This window comes from Pseudomonadota bacterium (assembly GCA_039028935.1).
GTDB lineage: Bacteria > Pseudomonadota > Gammaproteobacteria > Steroidobacterales > SZUA-146 > SZUA-146.
Genome location: JBCCHD010000007.1, coordinates 86,669 through 106,148, shown reverse-complemented (window position 1 = coordinate 106,148; position 19,480 = coordinate 86,669). Strand labels below are relative to the sequence as shown.

Genomic DNA, 19,480 nt, shown 5'->3' with positions numbered 1-19,480 from the left:
CCTCTAATGCGCGCCATTCGGTTTGGCCTCCGCTCGCTCTGGCGTGACGCACGGGCGGGTGAACTCGCGGTATTGCTCGCGGCCCTCATTGTGGCGGCGGGAACCGTCACAGCCATCGGTTTTCTCACCGACCGCATCAACCAGGCCGTGCAGCGCCAAGCGTCGGAAGTGTTAGCGGCGGATGTGCGTTTGCGTTCGGCACAGCCGTTACCCCCGATTGTGTTTGCCACCGCGCGCGGACTCGATTTGCGCACCGCTCGAATCCTCAATTTTCCATCCGTTGTGTTTCGCGACGACGAAAGTGTGCTCGCAACCATTCAGGCGGTGAGCAGTGACTATCCGCTCAGAGGAGAGGTGCGCATCGCGCCGAGCATCGGCGCACCGGGGGAGCGTGTTGAATCGATGCCCGAACCTGGGGTCGTGTGGTTTGATACCGCCTTGCTCGCGCGCCTCGGCGCCGCACCGGGTGAGCAAGTTGAGATTGGCGCTCGCACGTTCACCATCGGTGCGGTGCTCAGCTTCCGTCCGGATCAAAACCCTGGGTTTTCAGGACTGTCCGCGACGCTCATTATGAATATCGACGACGTGCCCTCCACCCAGCTGGTGCAGGAAGGCTCGCGCGTTCAACATTTTGGCCTGATGGCAGGTCAACCCGCTCAAGTCGAGCGCTTTATCGGCGATATCCAGGCGCTCGACCTGGAAGGAGTGCGTCTTCAAAGTCAGGGCGATGCGGGCAATCAGCTCAATAACGCCATTGACCGGGCCGGTCGGTTTCTGGGGCTCGCGTCGCTGATCAGTCTGCTGTTGGCGGCGGTTGCCGTGGCCATGTCGGCGCGCCGCTATGCCCAACGTCGCCTCGATACCGCCGCGCTGATGAAGACGGTGGGCGCCTCACAGCGCTTTGTGTTACTCAGCGCGCTGTCGCAGTTGGTGGTGATCGGGTTGATCGCCAGTTTTATCGGCGCGGCGTTGGGTTACGGTGCCGAGCGCTTACTGACAACTATTCTGGCTGACTTGCTGCAAGACGACCTACCGCCCGCCTCATTCAAACCGTTTGTGTTGGGCATCGGCACGGTGCTTATTTTGCTTACGGGGTTCGCGTTGCCCGCGGTGATGCATCTGGGCGACACGCCGCCCGCGCGCGTTCTGCGCAAAGACCTGTTGCCGCCCCCGACCAGCGCCTGGCTGACGTACGGCCTGGCCATTCTGGCACTGGGTGGGTTGGTCTATTGGTCGGTGCGCGATTTACCGCTGCTGGTTGTTATTCTCGGCGGTACCGCGGTAACCGGCGCGGTATTGTTTGGCGTCGGGCGTTTGTTGGTTGCGCTGCTGTCCAAGCGCAGCAACCGCGTGGGTGTGGCGTGGCGCTATGGGCTGGCCAACATCGCGCGTCGCGGCTCCGACAGTGCGGTGCAGATAGTGGCCTTCGGTCTGGGGCTGATGGTGTTGCTCGTTCTGACGATTGTGCGTAACGATTTGCTGCTGGGTTGGCGCGCGACGCTGGACGCCACCGCATCGAATCAATTCATCATCAATATTCAACCCGGCGAAGTCGACGGACTGATGTCGCTGATGGATACAGAGGGATTGGGGCAACCGGAGTTGGTGCCGCTGGTGCGCGCGCGCATGACCCATGTCGATGGCGTCGAGGTAACGCAGCGTGTGTACGCCGACCCCCGCGGTCGACGGCTCGCCAACCGCGATGCCAACTTGACTTACGGCAATCAACTGCCTGCCTCGAACACCGTTGTGGCCGGCGAGTGGTGGGGCACGATCGATGGCGACTACTTGGACGAACGCGACGACGTGTCAGCCACGCCCAACGCTCCACACCACCGCAACGGGTCGGCCACATCCAGCCCCGATCAAAACCAGGTGTCAGTGGAGATCGATGCCGCCCAATCCATGGCGCTCCCGTTGGGCAGCGTAATCACCATTAACGTGGCCGGTAATGAGATCGAAGCGACTGTCACCTCCCATCGAGAAGTGCGATGGGAGTCGTTTGAGCCCAATTTTTTTATGGTGTTCACGCCCGCCGCGCTGGCCGATGCACCGCAAACTTTTATCACCAGTTTTAATGTTGAAGACGATCAGCGCTCAGCCCTGCTAAAGCTGGTGCGCGCCTATCCTGGCATTTCGGTCATCGACATTGAAGCCACTCTCGATCAAGTTCGCCGCATTATCGACAAGGCGGTACTCGCGGTGCAGGTCGTCTTTCTGTTCACGCTGCTCGCTGGCGTGGTTGTCTTATTTGCCGCGGTTCAATCCACGCTGGACGAGCGCCGCTACGAAAGTGCGCTGCTCCGTACGTTCGGCGCCAAACGGCGCACGGTTTTTATGGGTCTAGCCGCCGAGTTCACCCTGCTTGGCCTCGCGAGCGGTTTGTTCGCAGCACTTGGGGCCACCATTGTCGGCGCGCTGGCGGCGACGCAGCTGTTTAACATGCCCTGGTCGATCAATCCGTGGCTGTGGCTGGTCGGCGCTACTGCCGGCGCCGCAATCGTTGGCGTAAGCGGCATTGCCGCGACGAAAAGTGCGATCGACACTCCCCCCGTCACCGTATTGCGTTGACGCGGAGGTTGGCGGGGGTCAAGCCATTGAGCGGATACGCATCCGCGGGAAAGAGGAATTGAGATGAAAGCAATATGGAACGGTGTGGTACTCGCTGAGTCGGACGACACAGTGGTCGTGGAGCGGAATCACTATTTTCCGGAGGCGTCGCTCAATCGAGCGTACTTTACTGACAGCACCACAACCAGCACGTGTTTTTGGAAAGGCACGGCCAATTATTACAACGTAGTCGTGGCGGAAAAAGAAAATGCAGACGCCGCGTTCTACTACGCGAAGCCCAAAAAAGCGGCGAGCAACATCAAAGATCGCGTGGCGTTTTGGCGGGGTGTTGAGGTCGTAGAATAGGGCGTCGCGATACTGTCCGATCATCACCGCCTGACGCGCGCTCGCGACGCCGACGCATCCGCTGCTGGCCAGGACGGCTCCACAGCGAACACGGACGTCGCGATTAAGCGCTACAAGTCAGTATTTCACCCGCACCGTGTAGGTGAGGGTTTTGGACCCCTCGGCCGGCACTCGGATGCGCCACTCCGCCGTGCCAGCGGCTACTTTCTTATGTGTTTCGCTTTCCGATAACATTTCCCAGTCACCCGGAATCGGTTCGCGAATCACCACTTCCACCGCTTCTTTCTTGGCGTTTTTCACTTCAATGTCAAAACTGGAGTCGAACACGTTGCGCTTCATCACACGCTCTCGCACCTTGAAATCGGTTTGTTTTTTGTTCGCTGTAACATCGAAGGCGTCACCCAGCTTGAGTCGCACGCGCTCTTTGTTGGGTGTGTGATCGATGCGGTCTTCGCCCACAAACTGCGCATTGCCTTTCGAGTCTTTCTTGTAGACACGCACCACGCCTTTGGGTAGCGGCACGCCCAGTCCTTCGCTCTTTTCATTGTCAAACTGCACGAACACACCAAACTTCATTTTTTGGCCAATGTCGCCATAGCTCGAGCTGTAGTAGTAATTACTCCCTTGCAACACCAGTTCTTTTTTAACGCCGACATCGGCTGCCGTCAGCAAAGAGACCTGTTTGGTTTGCTTGTCTTTTATCGTCGTAGGTCGCCCGAGGGTATACAGGTGGTATTCGAACAGACTTTCTTCAGCCATGCTCGCATCGGCGGCCACGGATTCGGCCATCATAGAGCGCGACTTCATCATGCGCGCCATGTTCTCCGGCTGTACTTGGTTCACATCGCCGGCGACTAACTGCATCGTTGCATTGTTGTACGTCGCGCCACTTTGGTTGTTAAGTGTGACCCACCCCATCAGGTCGAGCTCGCGATCGTCGTCGCTAATTTCAGCCACATAGTCGGCCTTCCACGACAAGCCGCCGGTCAGATAGCTAAGCTCAAGATCTTGAGACTTCGCGCCACTGTTGTTCATCATGATCGACAGCGTGGGTTCGTCGCGCAAATTGGCGGGCACATCGCTGAAAATAAATCGGCCAGTGGGATTAACCTCTATTCGATCCCCGATGCGCACGACTGTACCCCCGTTCGTGCTGAGCACGGTTGCATCTTCAATGGTCTCCTTGCCGGTAGCCGGGTTCATGGTCGCAATCTGCACCGTTTTGCCCGTGTACTTCTCAAGCAGCGTTTGCGGGGTGAGCAAGTCGAAATCGAAGTTTTGCTCAATGACCTGAACACTCCCGGTTTTGGTCAGACTGCGGATGAGGGCGGTTTCGGGACGCATACGGGCGCTCACGCCACGATAGGCCAGCTGATTCACACCACTGTCGAGCGTGACCTGCCGTGCGTCTTTTACGAGCGCCAAATTTTCATTATAGATAGTGACCGCAACGGATTGCTGGTCATCCAACGTGGTGCGTATTTCTTCTGCTTTCAAAGAGGGGGCCTCTGCAATGCAACCGGCCGTCAATAACAACACAGCCAGGGTGCTGAAGCGTGCGTCGGCCAGTTTTTGCCGCAGGCTCAGGATGCCACCCGCTCGCGAACGCGGGAACGCGATGCGGCGGCGAGAGAATAAATCTGACTGATAAGTGGGTATCATGAAGAACTCCGGAGTTGATCGGTATGCGTGTAGAAACGACCAGCACCTGAAAAAGGGGTTAAACCACGCTCAAGATACCGCAAATCGTCGCGCAGCTTAAGGCCACTAGCCCAGTCTTTTCAATCGTTTACGAGTTTTCATCAGCCAAATAGGCGTTTTTGAGCTCCACGTAGTGGGCCGCGCCCGAGTGCAGCCGCTTGTGCTCATTGTCGGTTAGCGCCCGCACCCGCCGTGCCGGTCGTCCCTGATACAAAAACCCACTCTCCAGCACTTTGCCGGGGGCCACCAGCGAACCCGCTGCCACGAGCACCTCCGACTCAACTACCGCCCCATCCATCACCATCGCGTCCATACCGATCAGACACCGATCGCCAATGCGACAACCATGCAGCATTACCTTGTGACCGACCACGACATCCTCACCGATGATGAGCGGATAACCCTCGGGCAAATCCGGGCGACGTGAAGCCACATGAAGCACGCTACCATCTTGGATATTACTGCGCGCCCCGATACTGATGAAATTGACGTCGCCTCGTGCGACGACAAGCGGCCAGATCGACACGTCGTCGTGCAGTGTTACCTGACCGATCACCACCGCTGACGAATCGACAAAAACACGTTGCCCTAGCATGGGCGTGTAGTCGAGAAAGCGTCGAATGTGAGTATTGTCGGTCATCAGTCAGTTCTTTTAGGCGTTGGTCGACCGCACGGCTGGGCGATCGGATAGAGATGCCGAAAATCGAATGCGCGAGCGCTATGACCTTGGGCGCGCAGATGATCAAGCCTGTCCCGAGCGTCCTCGACCGTCGGCAGATCGCCCTTTTTTATCCACCACATCACCAAATGGGCCGCCTCCATTTTCTTAAACCACTGCCTGCGGCCCCGCATGACATCTCGATGTGCGACACCATAGACAAATGCTCGAAGTGCCTCCGCGTTTTCCCACACGGAGAGATTGACAATGATGTCGTCGCCGAACGCGTCAATGCCGGTCGCGTCGCCTTCTTCAGTCTGCAGACGCCACACAAAACCGGGCGCGTTATCGGCCAGAGCATTGATGCCCTCCAGCTGATCGACAAACCCCTTGAGCTGAAGCGAATCCAGTGGCGCGACAAGTTGTGCGATGTTGAGCTGAGCAAGGTGATACACGCATCAACACCACTACGGCATGGTCACAAACTCTTCGGCACTCGTGGGGTGAATGGCGACGGTGTTATCAAAGTCGTCTTTCGTTGCGCCCATTTTTACCGCGACGGCGAAGCCTTGCATCATTTCGTCGGCGCCGTCACCAATCACGTGACAACCGATGACTTTGCGTGTTTTACCCTGCGTGATGAGCTTCATGGCGGCGGGCAGTTTTCGCTCGGTCAGCTGGTAGTACATCGGCGTGAATCGCGAGGTAAATACCTCGATGTCGTCGCCAAACTGCTCACGCGCCTCAGGTTCAGTCAGCCCGACGGTGCCCATCACAGGATGAGAGAACACCACAGTGGCGATATCGCTGTAATCCAGATAGCGGTCGCTCATGCCGCCAAATAAGCGGTCGGACAATCGTCGACCTGCGGCGATGGCAACCGGGGTAAGCGCTACAGTACCCGCCACATCGCCGATCGCATAAATGTTCTCGACATTGGTATTTTGATATCGATCGGTCGGCACAAAGCCTCGACGGTCATGCTCGACGCCCGCTGCATCCAGATTGAGTGTCGCCGTATTGGGGGTCCGACCGATGGCCCACAGCACCTCGTCAAAACCCTCGTGCTGGTCTCCGGTGTTGGTGGTGAGCGTGTACGCGCCGCCTTGCTTGGCGACCGCTGTTGGCGCCGTATTCGTGTAGAACGACACACCTTGCGCCGCCATCGTTTCCATCAGTGTGTCCTTAAGAATCGGATCGAACCCCCGCAGCACCGACTCCTTGCGCACAAAATGATGCACCTCGCTGCCCAATGCGTTGAGCATTCCGCCCAGTTCGACTGCAATATAGCCACTTCCCACTACGGCGACTTTTCTGGGTTGATGCGTCAGTTCAAAAAACCCATCAGACGTAATGCCAAGGTCACCGCCCGGGATATCGGGCCGGGTAGGAAAACCGCCCGTCGCAATGATGATGTGCTTCGCGGTGAGGCGTCGATCGCCTACACGTACCGAATGGGCATCCTCAAATGCCGCGCTGCCCACCACATACTCCACGTCTTTATTGGCCAAATTGCGCTCGTAGATACCGTTGAGCCGCTTAACGTAGGCGTCCCGCCGCGTCACAAGCCCTTCCCAGTCCATACCGGTTTGCGCTGCCAGCACGCCATAGCCGTTGGCGTCATGCACGGCATGCGCAACATGCGCGGCATACCACATCACCTTTTTGGGCACACACCCCACGTTGACACAGGTGCCACCCAGCGGCCCCGATTCAATGACGCACGCTTTGGCGCCGTGTAACGCCGCCCGCTGAGCCGCCGCTAAGCCGCCGCTCCCTCCGCCGATGGCGATCAGATCGAATTCATAAGACATGAAACAGGTCCCTTTTAAGATGGGTGGCAATGATATAATGATTGCTGTCTAAGTATACAAGGGGCCGACTATGGTTTCTTTTTTGATCACACTCGCCGTTCTTGGTCTGATATTTGCCTACGGCGTAGTGCTCTATAACCACCTGGTGGCACTGCGCGAGAACGTCAAGAAAAACTGGGCCAACATCGACGTGCTGCTCAAACAACGCCACGACGAATTGCCCAAGCTGGTCGATACCTGTAAAGAATATATGGGTTATGAACAGGAAACGCTGCGCCAAGTAATGGAAGCGCGGACCCGTGTATCGCAAGCCCAGCAAAGTGGCAACCTCGACGAACTGGGCAAAGCCGAAACGCAGCTGCGCATGGGATTAGGCAGCCTTTTTGCTGTGGCAGAAGACTATCCTGACCTCAAAGCAAACGAGTCGTTTCAGCATCTGGCCAAGCGCATCACATCATTGGAAGAGTCGATTGCCGACCGTCGCGAGCTGTACAACGCCTCGGTCAATCTCAACAACATTCGGGTTGACCAGTTTCCGGACCTGCTTATCGCGCGCTTTTTCAACTTCGAAAAAGCGGATTTGCTTGAGTTTGCCGAAGAAGAAAAAGCCGACGTTAACGTCAAAGCGTTGTTTAACTAGCGCAGGATGCACGCGGTCGAGCGGACAGCTAGCGAACCTAGTGGCGTGCGGTTTCACCGGCTCGCCGCTCAATGCGCGGGTCAATCGAGCCGATTGACGCGGTAACGTTACTGGCAGTAGCACGCGACCACACTCCGCAAATGAGGTTTCTTACGCGCATCGGTGACAACATTGCCACCGCCGATACCCAGGGTTTCCTGATGATCGGCGGTGGTTTAGCCGTTGTGCTGTGTTTGTCACTGTTCTGGGCGTTTCGCTATCTTATTCGCGCTCGGACCCTTGAGGACGTTCCCACCTCTAAAGCCCGTTCCGCTGAGCAAGGCTATGTGGAGCTTGAAGGCCGCGCCGAATTGCTCGACGGGCCACCCATCCAATCCCCCCTCTCAGGTCGAGAGTGCGCGTGGTGGTCGTATGTTGTTGAGCGCAATCGCAATAATGACTGGGTGCATGTGGAAAGTGAAACCAGTGATTCGCTGTTTGCGATACGCGATGAGACCGGCACCTGCGTCATTGATCCTGAGGGCGCCGACGTGTTTCCCGTGCACAAACGCACCTGGAACGGCAATCAAGCCGCCACGCTCCGCACCGTAGGTTCGTTTCGCGGCACAAACTATCGTTTTCGCGAGTACTTCATCATGCCGAATGAACTCATTTGCGTCATCGGACTGCACAAAACGCATGAGGCGATTGACGATTGGAACGATGCGGATGAAATCCGGCGATTGATCACCAACTGGAAAAAAAACCAAACCGAGTTGATTAATCGCTTTGACAGCAACAACGATGGCGTACTAGACCAAGCCGAGTGGGAAGTCGCGCGCGAGGACGCCCGTCAGCAAATCGCGCTCGAGAAACGACGCCATGCGACGATTCCCGGCATTAATGTGATCGGCGCGCCACCAGACAAGCGTCCATTCTTAATCGCGCCGTTTACCAACCGCGATTTTGCAAAAAAAATGCGTTGGAAAGCCTTGGGCTCTTTTGCCGTATCGGTGCTCTTAGGGGTTGGACTGACGTATGTGCTGATAAAACGCTACGGGGGCTGACATCAATATTATCCACATCAGCCATCAACCCATTGAACTGTTCAAGTTGCTTAAGCTCGAGAATCTAGCGACGAGCGGCGGCGAAGCCAAACAGCGCATCGCCGATGGCAATGTTCAGGTCAACAATGAGCCTGAAACCCGCAAACGGCGGAAGATCGTAGACCGCGATATCATCGAGATTGACGGCGAACGATACCAAGTCCGCTGCCAACCCGCCTTGACTGAGTCAGACCCTCTCTGATTAGCGTCATGCCAGGTTTTCCGTCATTCGAGGTTCGCGCCGTGCTAGCGGATGGGACAAGGGAGAGGCCACGCCGACCTCGACGATCAACGTATGATGCAGGATAACGAACTGATCAACGCAGCGACCGCGGTTCGTCAGACCCAACAGTGGCTCGATCACTTCGTTATTGAACTGGACCTATGCCCGTTCGCTCGACGCGAACGCGTGCTCGAGACGATTCGTTTTTGCGTCTCCGATGCCGCCACCGAAGCCGATTTGCTCTGCGACCTAGAGACTGAATTGTCGCATCTCGATCAGCATCCCGAAGTCGCGACCACGCTGCTCATCCATCCGCATGTGCTCACACAGTTTCTCGACTACAACCAGTTTCTCAACGCGGCGGACGACGCGCTCGTGAGACTGTCGCATGCCGGTGTTTATCAGGTTGCCAGCTTTCATCCTGACTACCAATTTGCCGGCACCAAGAACAATGACCCAGAAAATTTCACGAATCGCTCCCCCTATCCGATGCTGCACCTTCTAAGAGAGGCCAGTGTCGAAGCGGCGCTCAAGCGTTATGCCAATCCCGATCAAATTCCCGCGAATAACATTGAAAAACTCAACGCACTGGGCCTACACGCCATCCGAGCACGATTGGCATCGCTAACGTAACCGCACGTTGCCGATCAACCATCTCATCAGCCGGTGATGCCAAGTCACCGCCACTCAACCTCACCGGCCATCACCTGATCGAGCCGTTGTTCGACAGAACCCGGATCCTCACCTAGCGCCAACGGCAAAGACCATTCGTGCGTTTAGAAGTCAATGTCGAGCAAATCAAACATAAAAGCATACTTGATCGCAAAATCTCGCTGGCGCTTAAAGCGGCCCGCCGATCCTCGGTGACCGGCGTTCATATCGGTATAAAAAAGCAGACGGTTATCGTCAGTCTTTGTTGCGCGCAGTTTGGCGACCCATTTTGCCGGCTCCCAATACTGCACAGCCGGATCCCATAGGCCGGTACTGACCAGCATGTGGGGATAGTCTTTGGCCTCGATCTGATCATAGGGCGAATAAGACAGCATATAGTCGTAGTACGCCTTATCTTTTGGATTGCCCCATTCATCAAACTCAAACGTTGTAAGCGGTATCGACTCATCGAGCATGGTGGTCACGACATCCACAAACGGTACTTCGGTTAGCAAGATGGCGAACGTCTCGGGAGCCATATTGGCCACCGCCCCAATGAGCAAGCCACCAGCACTACGCCCGGTGCCCACCAGTTTGTCCGGATGCGCCCACCCACGCGCCTTCAAATCTTCAGCGACGTCGATAAAATCGGTGAACGTGTTCTTCTTTTTGAGCAGCTTGCCGTCCTCATACCATTGGCGACCTTTCTCTTGTCCACCGCGGATATGCGCCAAGGCAAACACCACGCCTCGATCCACCATACTCATGCGTTGGCTACGAAACCCAGGCTCATAGGTCGAGCCGTACGAACCGTATCCGAGCAAATAAAGGGGGTGAGACCCATCGGGTTTGAGCCCCTTCTTGTACAGTAGTGAGACCGGTACGGCCGTACCGTCACGGGCGATGGTATTAATGCGCGCGGTTTCGTAATCAGTCGAATCAAAATCGGGGCCAGCATATTGCTGCTTGCGAATCGTCTTCTTGCCCGTTTTAAGGTCGTAATCGATGATCGAATCGGGTGTGGCCAGCGACTCGTAGCGATAACGAAACACATGGCTGTCCATATTGGGATTGGCATCAATGGAGGCGGCATAAGCGGCTTCGTCGGAGTCGATCACGAACGACTCACCGCCGTCGGGCAAGATGGTGAGCGTATTGATGCCCTCCTCGGTCTGCTCAAGCACCAAAAAGTCGTTAAACGTCTGAAATCGACTGAGCAGAACATCGTCCTTGGTGGCCACTACCTCTTTCCAGGTTGACTTGTCACTGATTGTGGCCAGCTTTGATTTCATCAGGCGAAAATTGGGCGCCATCCAATTAGTGAGAATCAAGGCATGATCACCTCGCGGCTCAATAAAATACTCGTGATCGGATTCGCGAGGCAGCACCGTTACCGCAGACGCCGCCGCGTCGTGCGCATCGATGAGCTGCATCTCAGAAGATAGCGTGCTCGAGGAACCGATTTGAATGTGATTACCGTCTCGGGTGCGACTCATCCATACGAAAAACGTGCTATCGGATTCTTCAAAGACCTTCACATCATTGGCTGGATCGTCGCCAATGGAATGGCGATAGACCTGATAGGGGATGAGTGTGTCGTCCTGCAGTCGCACGTAGTACACCGTCTGATTGTCACTGGCCCAGGCCACAGATCCCGATACCATCGGAATACGGGTGTCGAGCGTGTTACCCGTTTTGAGATTCTTAAAACGTAGCTGATATTCTCCGCGACTCACCGTATCTTCGGCATACGCCAACCACTCGCCGTTGTCACTGACTTCCGTTGCACTGACGTTGTAGTAGTCAAACGGCTCAGCCAGCGCATTGACATCCAAAATGACTTGCTCGCCTGAACCGTCCGGATCACGCCGCTTATAGATGGGGTACTCCAATCCTTCGCGGTATTCAGTCCAGTATTCGTAATCGCCATATCGAACCGGCACGCTCGTATCATCGGGCTTGATGCGTGCACTCAACTCGTCAAACAGTTGTTCTTGGAGCTCTTCGGTGTGCGACATCTGCGTTTTCATGAACGCGTTTTCGGCCTCCAGATACGCCAGCACCTCCGTGTCTTCCCGAGCGTCATCGCGCATCCAATAGTACGGATCAACCCGTGTGTGACCATGCGCCGTCAGGGAATGCGGCGCGACTTTGGCGATCGGCGGTGTATTCATAGAAGACCCTTTGTCAGGCGATGGGCTGGAAACGGAATCGGTTGACGTGCACGCACTGGCCAGTGTCAGTAGCCAGAGCGCCAAAATTGGGGCGAGGATGCGCATGTTTCTTCCTGTTGTTTTAGACAGCGCTCAATAGTAACCCGTTCGCGTCGTGTGTGGGTAAATTCGGTCGCGTCCAACGAGCGTTTCGGCGCGCTTTCACCTCATCATCACTACCCCACGCCGACCGAGCATCAACGTGCCTTGCGAAGTGCCGTCGAATCAAAACCGTATCAGCGCGTTCGGTTCGGAAAGAAGATAGGGCAAAACCGCAAGAAAAGGGGCGAAAATGCAACGGTCACCAATTGGCGAGGGTGAACATTTGCTTTACCATCGGCGGCAGTTGGGAATTCACCTGGATGATTTATGACGCTTGAATACGATAAGTCGATTAGCCCTTTATTGATATTGGACGATCTACCCGATTTTTCGCGCGTGGGTGCTGAGGAGGCCACCACAGCCATTGAGCACGTGCTCGACCGGTCCCGCGCGCTGATCGACTCGGTGCTGCGTGAGACCACACCGCGCACCTTTACTGATATCGTCGAACCACTCGAAATCATGAGCCACCAGTTCGCGCGTGTTTGGTCGCCAATCAGTCATTTAAACTCGGTCATGAGCAACGATGCACTGCGCGAAGCGCACAATGCATGTCTAGAAAAGATCACCGCGTTTTGGTCAGAAGTGGGTCAGAACCAGGCGCTGTATCAAGCCTATCAGACTGTCCGAGAGACCGACGCGCTGTCGGCCGAGCAGGCCCGCCTACTCGATCTCGCGCTGATCGACTTTACGCTCGCCGGCGTCGCGCTCGAGCCGCACGAGCGCGAGAAATTTACGCAAATCCAGCTGCGTCTGTCGGCGCTACGCTCGAAATTTGAAGAAAACGTACTCGACTGCTCAAACGCCTGGCACTACCACACCGAGTCGGACGAAGAACTTGAAGGCCTACCGCCGAGCGCTCTGGCTCGGGCGTCACAAGAAGCGCGCGATCGTGACCTGACCGGTTGGTATTTTGGCCTCGATTTTCCGGCGTATTTTGCTGTTCTGTCGCATGCCAAAAACGCCACACTGCGCGAGCGGTTCTACAACGCCTGGTCGACACGCGCCTCCGCCGGAAGCGTGCACGACGATGCCTATGACAACACGCCGATCATCGAAGAAACGTTGGCATTGCGCCAAGAGCTCGCGACGGCACTCGGCTTTGACCATTACTCGGAGTATTCACTGGCTAAGAAGATGGCCGCGTCGGGTGAACAGGTCGTGCATTTTGTGCGCGATCTGGCCGGTCGCAGCCGCCCAGCCGCTGAACGTGAGTTTCGCGATTTACAAGATTTTGCGGGGAGCGAACTCAAACCGTGGGACATTTCGTACTACGCGGAACGACTCCGCGAAGACCGTTTTGAGATTTCCGATGAATCATTACGGCCCTATTTTCCGCTTGAAAAAGCGCTCGAAGGCATGTTCGACATCACGGGTAAAATTTTCGGAATCACCATTCGCCCACTCGATGCCGCAACAGCTTGGCACGACGATGTGCGCTTGTTTGAAGTCACCGGTAGCGACGGTCAGCGCGCGGGTCGATTCTATACAGACCTGTTTGCACGCAGTAAAAAACGCGGCGGCGCATGGATGGATGAGTGCATCGGCCACAACCGCATTAACGGCCCAGACAGTTCAGCAGTCGCCTACCTGGTGTGTAATTTCATGCCACCGTCGGGCGACCGGCCTGCGCTGCTGACGCACAGTGAAATTGTCACCCTCTTCCACGAATTTGGCCACACACTGCACTTGCTGCTCAGCAAAGTCGCGTATCCGGGTATCGCGGGCATTAACGGCGTACCTTGGGATGCGGTGGAACTGCCTAGCCAATTCCTCGAGAACTTTGCTTGGCAGCGCGATACGTTGAGCCTCATCAGTGGTCATTACGAAACAGGCGAACCCATGCCGGAAGCGTTGTTTGACAAACTACTCGGCACACGCACCTTTCACGCCGGGCTTCAGTCGGTTCGTCAGCTTGAATTTGCGCTGTTTGACATGCGCCTGCATCTTGAGCCGCCGGGTCAACACTATGAGGACATTCTGCATGAAGTGCGCGAAGAGGTGTCGGTAGTGCCGGTGTCACCCAACAATCGTTTCGCCAATGCGTTCTCGCACATTTTTGCAGGGGGATATGCCGCAGGCTACTACAGCTATAAATGGGCCGAAGTGCTGTCGGCCGATGCGTTCAGCGCCTTTGAAGACACCCACATTCTCGATCAAACGACAGGCCAGCGCTTCAAGCACTGCATTCTTGAAAAAGGCGGATCGGTCGATGCCATGGACGCGTTTACCGCCTTTCGGGGGCGCGAGCCGACTGTTGATGCGCTCATCCGACACAACGGACTGGCCGCGACATAAACTCCACCGGCCGGCGACTTCCGCCTACACTCTGTCTAACGGTGCACGGTAACACGGTCAGCACCCACGCCAGCGGGGCAGTTGGCCGTTATCGTTGGGGCGCGTGCGCATCATCACACCGGATCGATTTTAAAAAGACTGACCATCAATCGGGGGAGCACACGTCATGAAAATCGCAAGCTGGAATGTCAACTCACTGCGTGTACGCCTGCCCCAAGTCATCAAGTGGCTCGACAATACCGGTGTGGATATTCTCGGGCTGCAGGAGACCAAAACACCCGATGCTGACTTTCCGGTTGAGGCGCTCAACAAGGCGGGTTTCGATGTGGTGTTCAACGGGCAGAAAACCTACAACGGCGTGGCAATGCTCATGCGTACCGAGACGGTGACAAATCGCGTTGGCCGTCCGCAGTCAATCGTAACCGACCTACCGGGCCTAGACGATCCGCAGCGACGCGTGATTATCACAACCCTCGGTGACCTACGCATCGCCAACTTGTATGTACCCAATGGCGCCACGCCTGACTCGGATAAATATCGCTACAAGCTCGACTGGCTGCAGCATCTTGAGCACCATCTGGCACAAGAGATTCGCGCCCATTCAAAGCTCATTGTAATGGGCGATTTCAACATCGCTCCGACCGATGACGATGTGCACGATCCAATCGCGTGGGAAGGACAGGTGCTGGTGTCTCCCGCTGAGCGCGCGGCCTACGAACGATTGCTGTCGCTCGGTCTCACGGACAGCTTTCGTGCCTTCGATCAGGCACCCGCACTGTTTAGTTGGTGGGACTACCGAGCGGCTGGCTTTCGCCGCAACCGCGGCGTCCGCATCGACCTGCTGTTAACCTCCGCTGCACTCACCGCATCACTCACTCACAGCACGATCGATAAGACCCCAAGAGGCTGGGAGCGTCCGTCCGATCACGCGCCGATTGTGGCCGAGTTCACAGTTTAGAAAAAATTGTCTGTTTTGGGCTCTTTGAGGGCCATAAAACACGCATTTTACGGCCTCCTTGCCTCGCGTTTGCCCTATATATTTCCTAGACTTGGGGGCATTCCATTGGAGTTTGTGAGTGGACAATTCGCGCAACAGCGATTACGACGTAACCGGCACCGTACAGGTCTCAAATCCGTACGCGGTACGAGAGGCCGTAATCGATATTTTCGACGAGTGCTTCGCGGGCGAAGACCACTCGCGCATGTCCCGAGCGTTTGACATATTCCGGCAACTCTTTGAGGGCGAGCTGCCCGGTTACGCTGGCTGCGACACGATCTACCACGACATGCAGCATTCGCTCGACGTGACGCTCGCGATGGCGCGCATTCTTGGCGGCCAAGAGCGTGCCGCACCGGCCAGTGAAAAATTGGGTCATGAACTGTGCATGGTCGGCATCGTCGCCGCGCTTTTCCATGACGCCGGCTATATTCGCAAATCAGACGATCTCGAATTTGTTAACGGTGCGCAGTACACCAAGAGTCATGTATCGCGCAGCGCCCGGTTTCTCGAACGCTTCATGCCGCAGTTTGAAATGGACGCGCATATCAACGACACGGTTCAGTTAGTGCACTACACCGGCTACGAGGTGGATCTTAATGCGCTGCAGTTTTCTGACCCGCGTTATCGCATTATGGGCAAGCTGCTGGGAACCGCCGACTTAGTCGCGCAAATGGCGGACCGCTGCTACCTGGAAAAGTGTCGCGACCGACTCTACTCGGAGTTTGTTCTCGGTGGTGTCGCCATCAGCGAACAGCACGACGGAACGACTCGCGTTGAGTATCAGTCCGGCGAAGACTTGCTCAAGAAAACGCCCATGTTTTATGAAAACGTGACGCGCGAACGCCTCAAAGGCACCTTTGATAACGCAATGCGTTACCTCGGTGCTTGGTTCCCGGATGGCGATCCGTACGCCGCGGGCATTGAGAAAAACCTAGAGTTTCTCAAAAATCTGCTTGTATCTGACGACCTCGGTCGGCTTCGGCGCACACCACCGGTGTTCACAGTCGAAGAAGATAGCCTGAGCGATACGCAAAAAATGGTTGCGCTCAAACTCAGCGAGCTACCAAAAGCCTAACTACTACTACGGTTACTCGCGTGTTTCTGTCTCCGCTTGCACCGCGCTGGACTTTTTTGAGCGCACACGGTCATCCAACACATTCGCTGGATTGGCGGCGGTCGTCGCCGGGCGGGCCTCGGGCGCGATACCGTCAAGTCGGCCTACCGTCAAGTCACGCACCAGCGCTTGCATCGGAATGGCTCTGACCAAATCGCCATCAATCAAAAATACCGTATCGCTCGCTTTGCCAATCATGCGTCCTGTCATCGTGCTGCCGTCCTCAAACGTCACCGTCACGGGTGCTCGCGCCAAGATTTTGTCCTTTGATTTTGCGCCGTACGAATAAGAGTTAATCACAATGAGGGCCACCAACGACAATAGCCAGGACGTTGTTTTAAAGGTTTCAAACCACGGCTTGTCATTGAGATTCCAATAGCTGGCGCGGTATAGCCTTGGAAAGTGCTGCATCGAAAAACGGTCGACCGAGTAGCCGAACGCCAACACCACAATGGCAACCAGACACAGTCGAATAATATACGCATCTTCAAATGGCGCGACCAGAAAATGTAGGATATCAGCGTACTGGAAAATATTGATCCCAAACTCGGAATACTTTTGGTGGTAGTAAAGCATTCCGATGGCCACCGTCGACAGGTAAAAGAGCGTCAGAATGACCTGTGCTTGCTTGGTGATCGCGCCGATCACGGACGTTGATTCATTGTCACTCATATCGAGAACCTATCTGTTTTTGTCTGTGCGTCACTTCGCGTATTGTCCACCGATCGTGGATCGCTCGATCAAAACGAATCGGTGGAGCGTCGGATCCCCGTTTAGCCTTTGCGCATCAAACCTGAACCCTGTCAGCACGCGCTTGTCAGAGATAACGGCACGCACATTGCGCCATGCGTTGAGTCCGTTGAAACGACGAACAATTGTAGCGTCAACCGCGGCAAATAGCGCACCCCGCACGACCGCCCTGTCGTGCATCAACCGCCGCACATGGCAACCTTTGGCGACATAATATCGTAGACACTGGACCGATCCGAATAGAATCGGCTATAAATAACGACTCAAGACTCGGAGCTCATGTTGAACAGACCTTTGGATTTACTTCGTCCCGGCCGACGTCGATCGATCATCATGCTACTGATCGTGGCGGCCCTTACGTGGAGCCCCTTGATGGCGAGTCACGGCATGGCGCTGCAAATCCAGGGCACACGCGTCACCTTAACGCCTCCAGATAATTTTAAGCCCTCGCTGTATTTCCCCGGCGTACAGCACAGCAGCATCGTGTCGGCCATTGTCGTCAACGAAGTGCCCAGTTCATACATTCAGTTTTCACGAAACTACAGTGCCGCGGGTCTTGCTAAGTCGGAAATGCGCCTAATTAAACGCGAATTGCTTGAACGGGATGGCTTATCGGGACAGTTGCTGAGCGTGCGACAAATATTGCGGGGTGTTGAGTATGAGCGTTGGATTCTCATCACTGGCGACACAAGGGAAAGCGTCATGGTCGCCGGCTATTTTCCGATCGCAAACGCGCGCAAGCTGCGCGCGCCAATTGAACAAGCATTGCGCTCATCATTTTGGGATTCGTCTCGGTCACTCGATCATTTCGACGGCCTAGGATTCCGTGTCGACGACGTACCGAATCTGCGGGTCGTGACGCGAATGAGTAATAGTCTCGTGTTCACCGAAACGGGACGCATGCCGGACCTCTACTACACCGATGCGCTGCTGATGATGTCGCTCAAACCGGTACCGGAAGGCACAGCGCTGAATGAAGACTTCGCCCTTGGGCAGTTCAAACGCATCACGCTGCTCGAGAACCCGAGTATCGGCCTGACGCAGAGCAAGTCGATAGCCGGTGTACCGAGTGTCATTATCGAAGGCACCGGGAAACATCGTCATTTGGGTTATGAAGTCGCGGTCATGCAGGTCATCATGGAAACCCATTCAGGATTCTTTGTCGCGCAAGGATTCACCAAACTGGACGATCGCGAAAACGACTTCGACGTGTTTCGCACAACACTCAGCTCTTTCCGACTCGAAGACCCTTCCTAGCGTTACCGGCCGTTGGCCGACGGCACAGCGAATTACCGATTTCATTCTGCGCAGCCATTCGCTTCAAGGCTGCGTCGCGAACGTGTTCGCGGGCAACTGCCAAATCCGACGGCGATGCTTTGCCGCGCATCAGCGAATCCTTTCCGTTACCGATCTGAGTTTATGTGGGAATTGGCGATAAACATCGCTGGTGACCGGTGCGGAGACGCTCTACCGTGGTGCCCTCCACTCACTCTTGTCATGGAAAGGAAACCGTCATGAAAAAGGATTTAGTCAGATTGGCCACGGTCTGTTTGATCACCGCCCTCTCGTCGCCGTCACACGCCAGTTTGTTCATCAATGAGTTTCATTACGACAACTCCGGGGTTGACGCGAACGAAGGAATCGAAATCGCCGGTATCGCCGGCACGGACTTAACTGGCTATTCGTTACTTTTGTACAACGGCAGCAATGGATCGGTGTACGACAACATCGCGCTTGAGGGCGTAATCGAAAATCAAGGTCAGAACTACGGTGCACTGTTTTTCGCCACCGGATTACAAAACGGACCAGACGGCATCGCGCTCACCGATCCCGACGGCAATGTGCTGCAGTTCATTAGTTACGAAGGCGCCTTTGCCGCCACCGAGGGTGCCGCCGTCGGCCAGTTCAGCGTCGATATTGGACTCTTCGAGGCGCCGGACACCGCTCCGGGCATGAGCCTCCAACTCACTGGGCCTCATCCGGATAAATTCGAGTGGGTTGTTGGGCTAGCCAGTAGCGGGCTACTCAATACAGGACAAGGATTCGGCAGTCCTGTGCCGATACCGGCGGCGCTGCCGTTGCTGGCCTCATCGCTGGCACTGGTCGGTCTCTTTCGTCGACGGCGTGCCTAACGCACCGACTGCCGCACCAAGCAACGCCCGCTGCGGTGGCGACCTCGACGGAGCAGGGTGGGCGAGGTCGTTGAGGTGGCAGACGCTGTGCACGGCCCCATAGGCCAACAATCTAAGCCCGGAGGACAACGTTTCGATGCGCCACCCGGATGGGGCTAGTTGCCGATAATACCGAGCGCAAAG

Annotated in this window: 17 protein-coding genes; 11 read left to right on the top strand and 6 right to left on the bottom strand. The window is 55.9% G+C overall.

Features of this window, described 5'->3' with window-relative positions:
• Positions 1-6: 6 nt before the first annotated feature.
• Together AAF465_05405 and AAF465_05400 are read left to right on the top strand one after the other, a co-directional pair.
• Positions 7-2,571 carry an FtsX-like permease family protein gene (locus AAF465_05405; protein ID MEM7082149.1) on the top strand — a complete coding sequence of 855 codons (2,565 nt, stop codon included), beginning with the start codon at positions 7-9 and terminating at the stop codon, positions 2,569-2,571.
• Positions 2,572-2,634: 63 nt separating this feature from the next.
• The gene (locus AAF465_05400; GenBank protein MEM7082148.1) at positions 2,635-2,916 is read left to right on the top strand and encodes a DUF427 domain-containing protein; all 282 of its coding nucleotides are present in this window, start codon (positions 2,635-2,637) and stop codon (positions 2,914-2,916) included.
• A 117-nt stretch (positions 2,917-3,033) separates the two neighbouring features.
• On the opposite strand, the gene AAF465_05395 is transcribed toward AAF465_05400, so the two are convergent.
• The 4 genes from AAF465_05395 to gorA all read right to left on the bottom strand — a co-directional run bounded on the left by AAF465_05395 (position 3,034) and on the right by gorA (position 7,089).
• Positions 3,034-4,578, bottom strand: a complete 1,545-nt coding sequence (locus tag AAF465_05395) for a DUF4139 domain-containing protein (protein MEM7082147.1) — start codon at positions 4,576-4,578, stop codon at positions 3,034-3,036.
• A 127-nt stretch (positions 4,579-4,705) separates the two neighbouring features.
• Complete coding sequence (locus AAF465_05390) at positions 4,706-5,257, bottom strand: gamma carbonic anhydrase family protein (GenBank protein MEM7082146.1); 552 nt, start codon at positions 5,255-5,257, stop codon at positions 4,706-4,708.
• Positions 5,257-5,730, bottom strand: coding sequence for a DUF3291 domain-containing protein (locus AAF465_05385; GenBank protein ID MEM7082145.1), 474 nt, complete (start codon positions 5,728-5,730; stop codon positions 5,257-5,259). The genes AAF465_05390 and AAF465_05385 overlap by 1 nt, the downstream gene beginning before the upstream one ends.
• A gap of 12 nt (positions 5,731-5,742) precedes the next feature.
• Positions 5,743-7,089, bottom strand: coding sequence for a glutathione-disulfide reductase (gene gorA, locus AAF465_05380; protein MEM7082144.1), 1,347 nt, complete (start codon positions 7,087-7,089; stop codon positions 5,743-5,745).
• A 70-nt stretch (positions 7,090-7,159) separates the two neighbouring features.
• On the opposite strand from gorA, the gene AAF465_05375 reads away from it, so the two are divergent.
• The 4 genes from AAF465_05375 (at position 7,160) to AAF465_05360 (ending at position 9,670) form a co-directional block, all read left to right on the top strand.
• Positions 7,160-7,729: a LemA family protein gene (locus AAF465_05375; GenBank protein MEM7082143.1), complete on the top strand. Its 570-nt coding sequence runs from the start codon at positions 7,160-7,162 to the stop codon at positions 7,727-7,729.
• A gap of 140 nt (positions 7,730-7,869) precedes the next feature.
• Positions 7,870-8,775, top strand: a complete 906-nt coding sequence (locus tag AAF465_05370) for a GIDE domain-containing protein (GenBank protein MEM7082142.1) — start codon at positions 7,870-7,872, stop codon at positions 8,773-8,775.
• Between the two features lie 46 nt (positions 8,776-8,821).
• Positions 8,822-9,016 (top strand): RNA-binding S4 domain-containing protein, encoded by a 195-nt coding sequence (locus tag AAF465_05365; protein MEM7082141.1) that lies wholly within the window; start codon positions 8,822-8,824, stop codon positions 9,014-9,016.
• A gap of 96 nt (positions 9,017-9,112) precedes the next feature.
• Entirely contained in the window at positions 9,113-9,670 is a 558-nt protein-coding gene (locus AAF465_05360) for a DUF1415 domain-containing protein (protein MEM7082140.1), read from the top strand.
• A 143-nt stretch (positions 9,671-9,813) separates the two neighbouring features.
• On the opposite strand, the gene AAF465_05355 is transcribed toward AAF465_05360, so the two are convergent.
• Complete coding sequence (locus AAF465_05355) at positions 9,814-11,862, bottom strand: S9 family peptidase (GenBank protein ID MEM7082139.1); 2,049 nt, start codon at positions 11,860-11,862, stop codon at positions 9,814-9,816.
• A gap of 408 nt (positions 11,863-12,270) precedes the next feature.
• Between AAF465_05355 and AAF465_05350 the strand changes: the two genes are divergently transcribed.
• From AAF465_05350 to AAF465_05340, 3 genes are all read left to right on the top strand, one after another.
• Positions 12,271-14,301: a M3 family metallopeptidase gene (locus tag AAF465_05350; protein ID MEM7082138.1), complete on the top strand. Its 2,031-nt coding sequence runs from the start codon at positions 12,271-12,273 to the stop codon at positions 14,299-14,301.
• Between the two features lie 166 nt (positions 14,302-14,467).
• The gene (xth, locus tag AAF465_05345; protein MEM7082137.1) at positions 14,468-15,259 is read left to right on the top strand and encodes an exodeoxyribonuclease III; all 792 of its coding nucleotides are present in this window, start codon (positions 14,468-14,470) and stop codon (positions 15,257-15,259) included.
• Positions 15,260-15,377: 118 nt separating this feature from the next.
• A complete protein-coding gene (locus AAF465_05340) occupies positions 15,378-16,376 on the top strand; it encodes an HD domain-containing protein (GenBank protein ID MEM7082136.1) in 999 nt (332 codons plus the stop codon).
• A gap of 12 nt (positions 16,377-16,388) precedes the next feature.
• Here AAF465_05340 and AAF465_05335 read toward each other — a convergent pair whose 3' ends face one another.
• Positions 16,389-17,087: a hypothetical protein gene (locus AAF465_05335; GenBank protein ID MEM7082135.1), complete on the bottom strand. Its 699-nt coding sequence runs from the start codon at positions 17,085-17,087 to the stop codon at positions 16,389-16,391.
• 357 nt (positions 17,088-17,444) lie between these two features.
• Between AAF465_05335 and AAF465_05330 the strand changes: the two genes are divergently transcribed.
• Positions 17,445-18,422, top strand: a complete 978-nt coding sequence (locus tag AAF465_05330) for a hypothetical protein (protein ID MEM7082134.1) — start codon at positions 17,445-17,447, stop codon at positions 18,420-18,422.
• Between the two features lie 257 nt (positions 18,423-18,679).
• Complete coding sequence (locus tag AAF465_05325) at positions 18,680-19,297, top strand: lamin tail domain-containing protein (GenBank protein ID MEM7082133.1); 618 nt, start codon at positions 18,680-18,682, stop codon at positions 19,295-19,297.
• Positions 19,298-19,480: the final 183 nt, after the last annotated feature.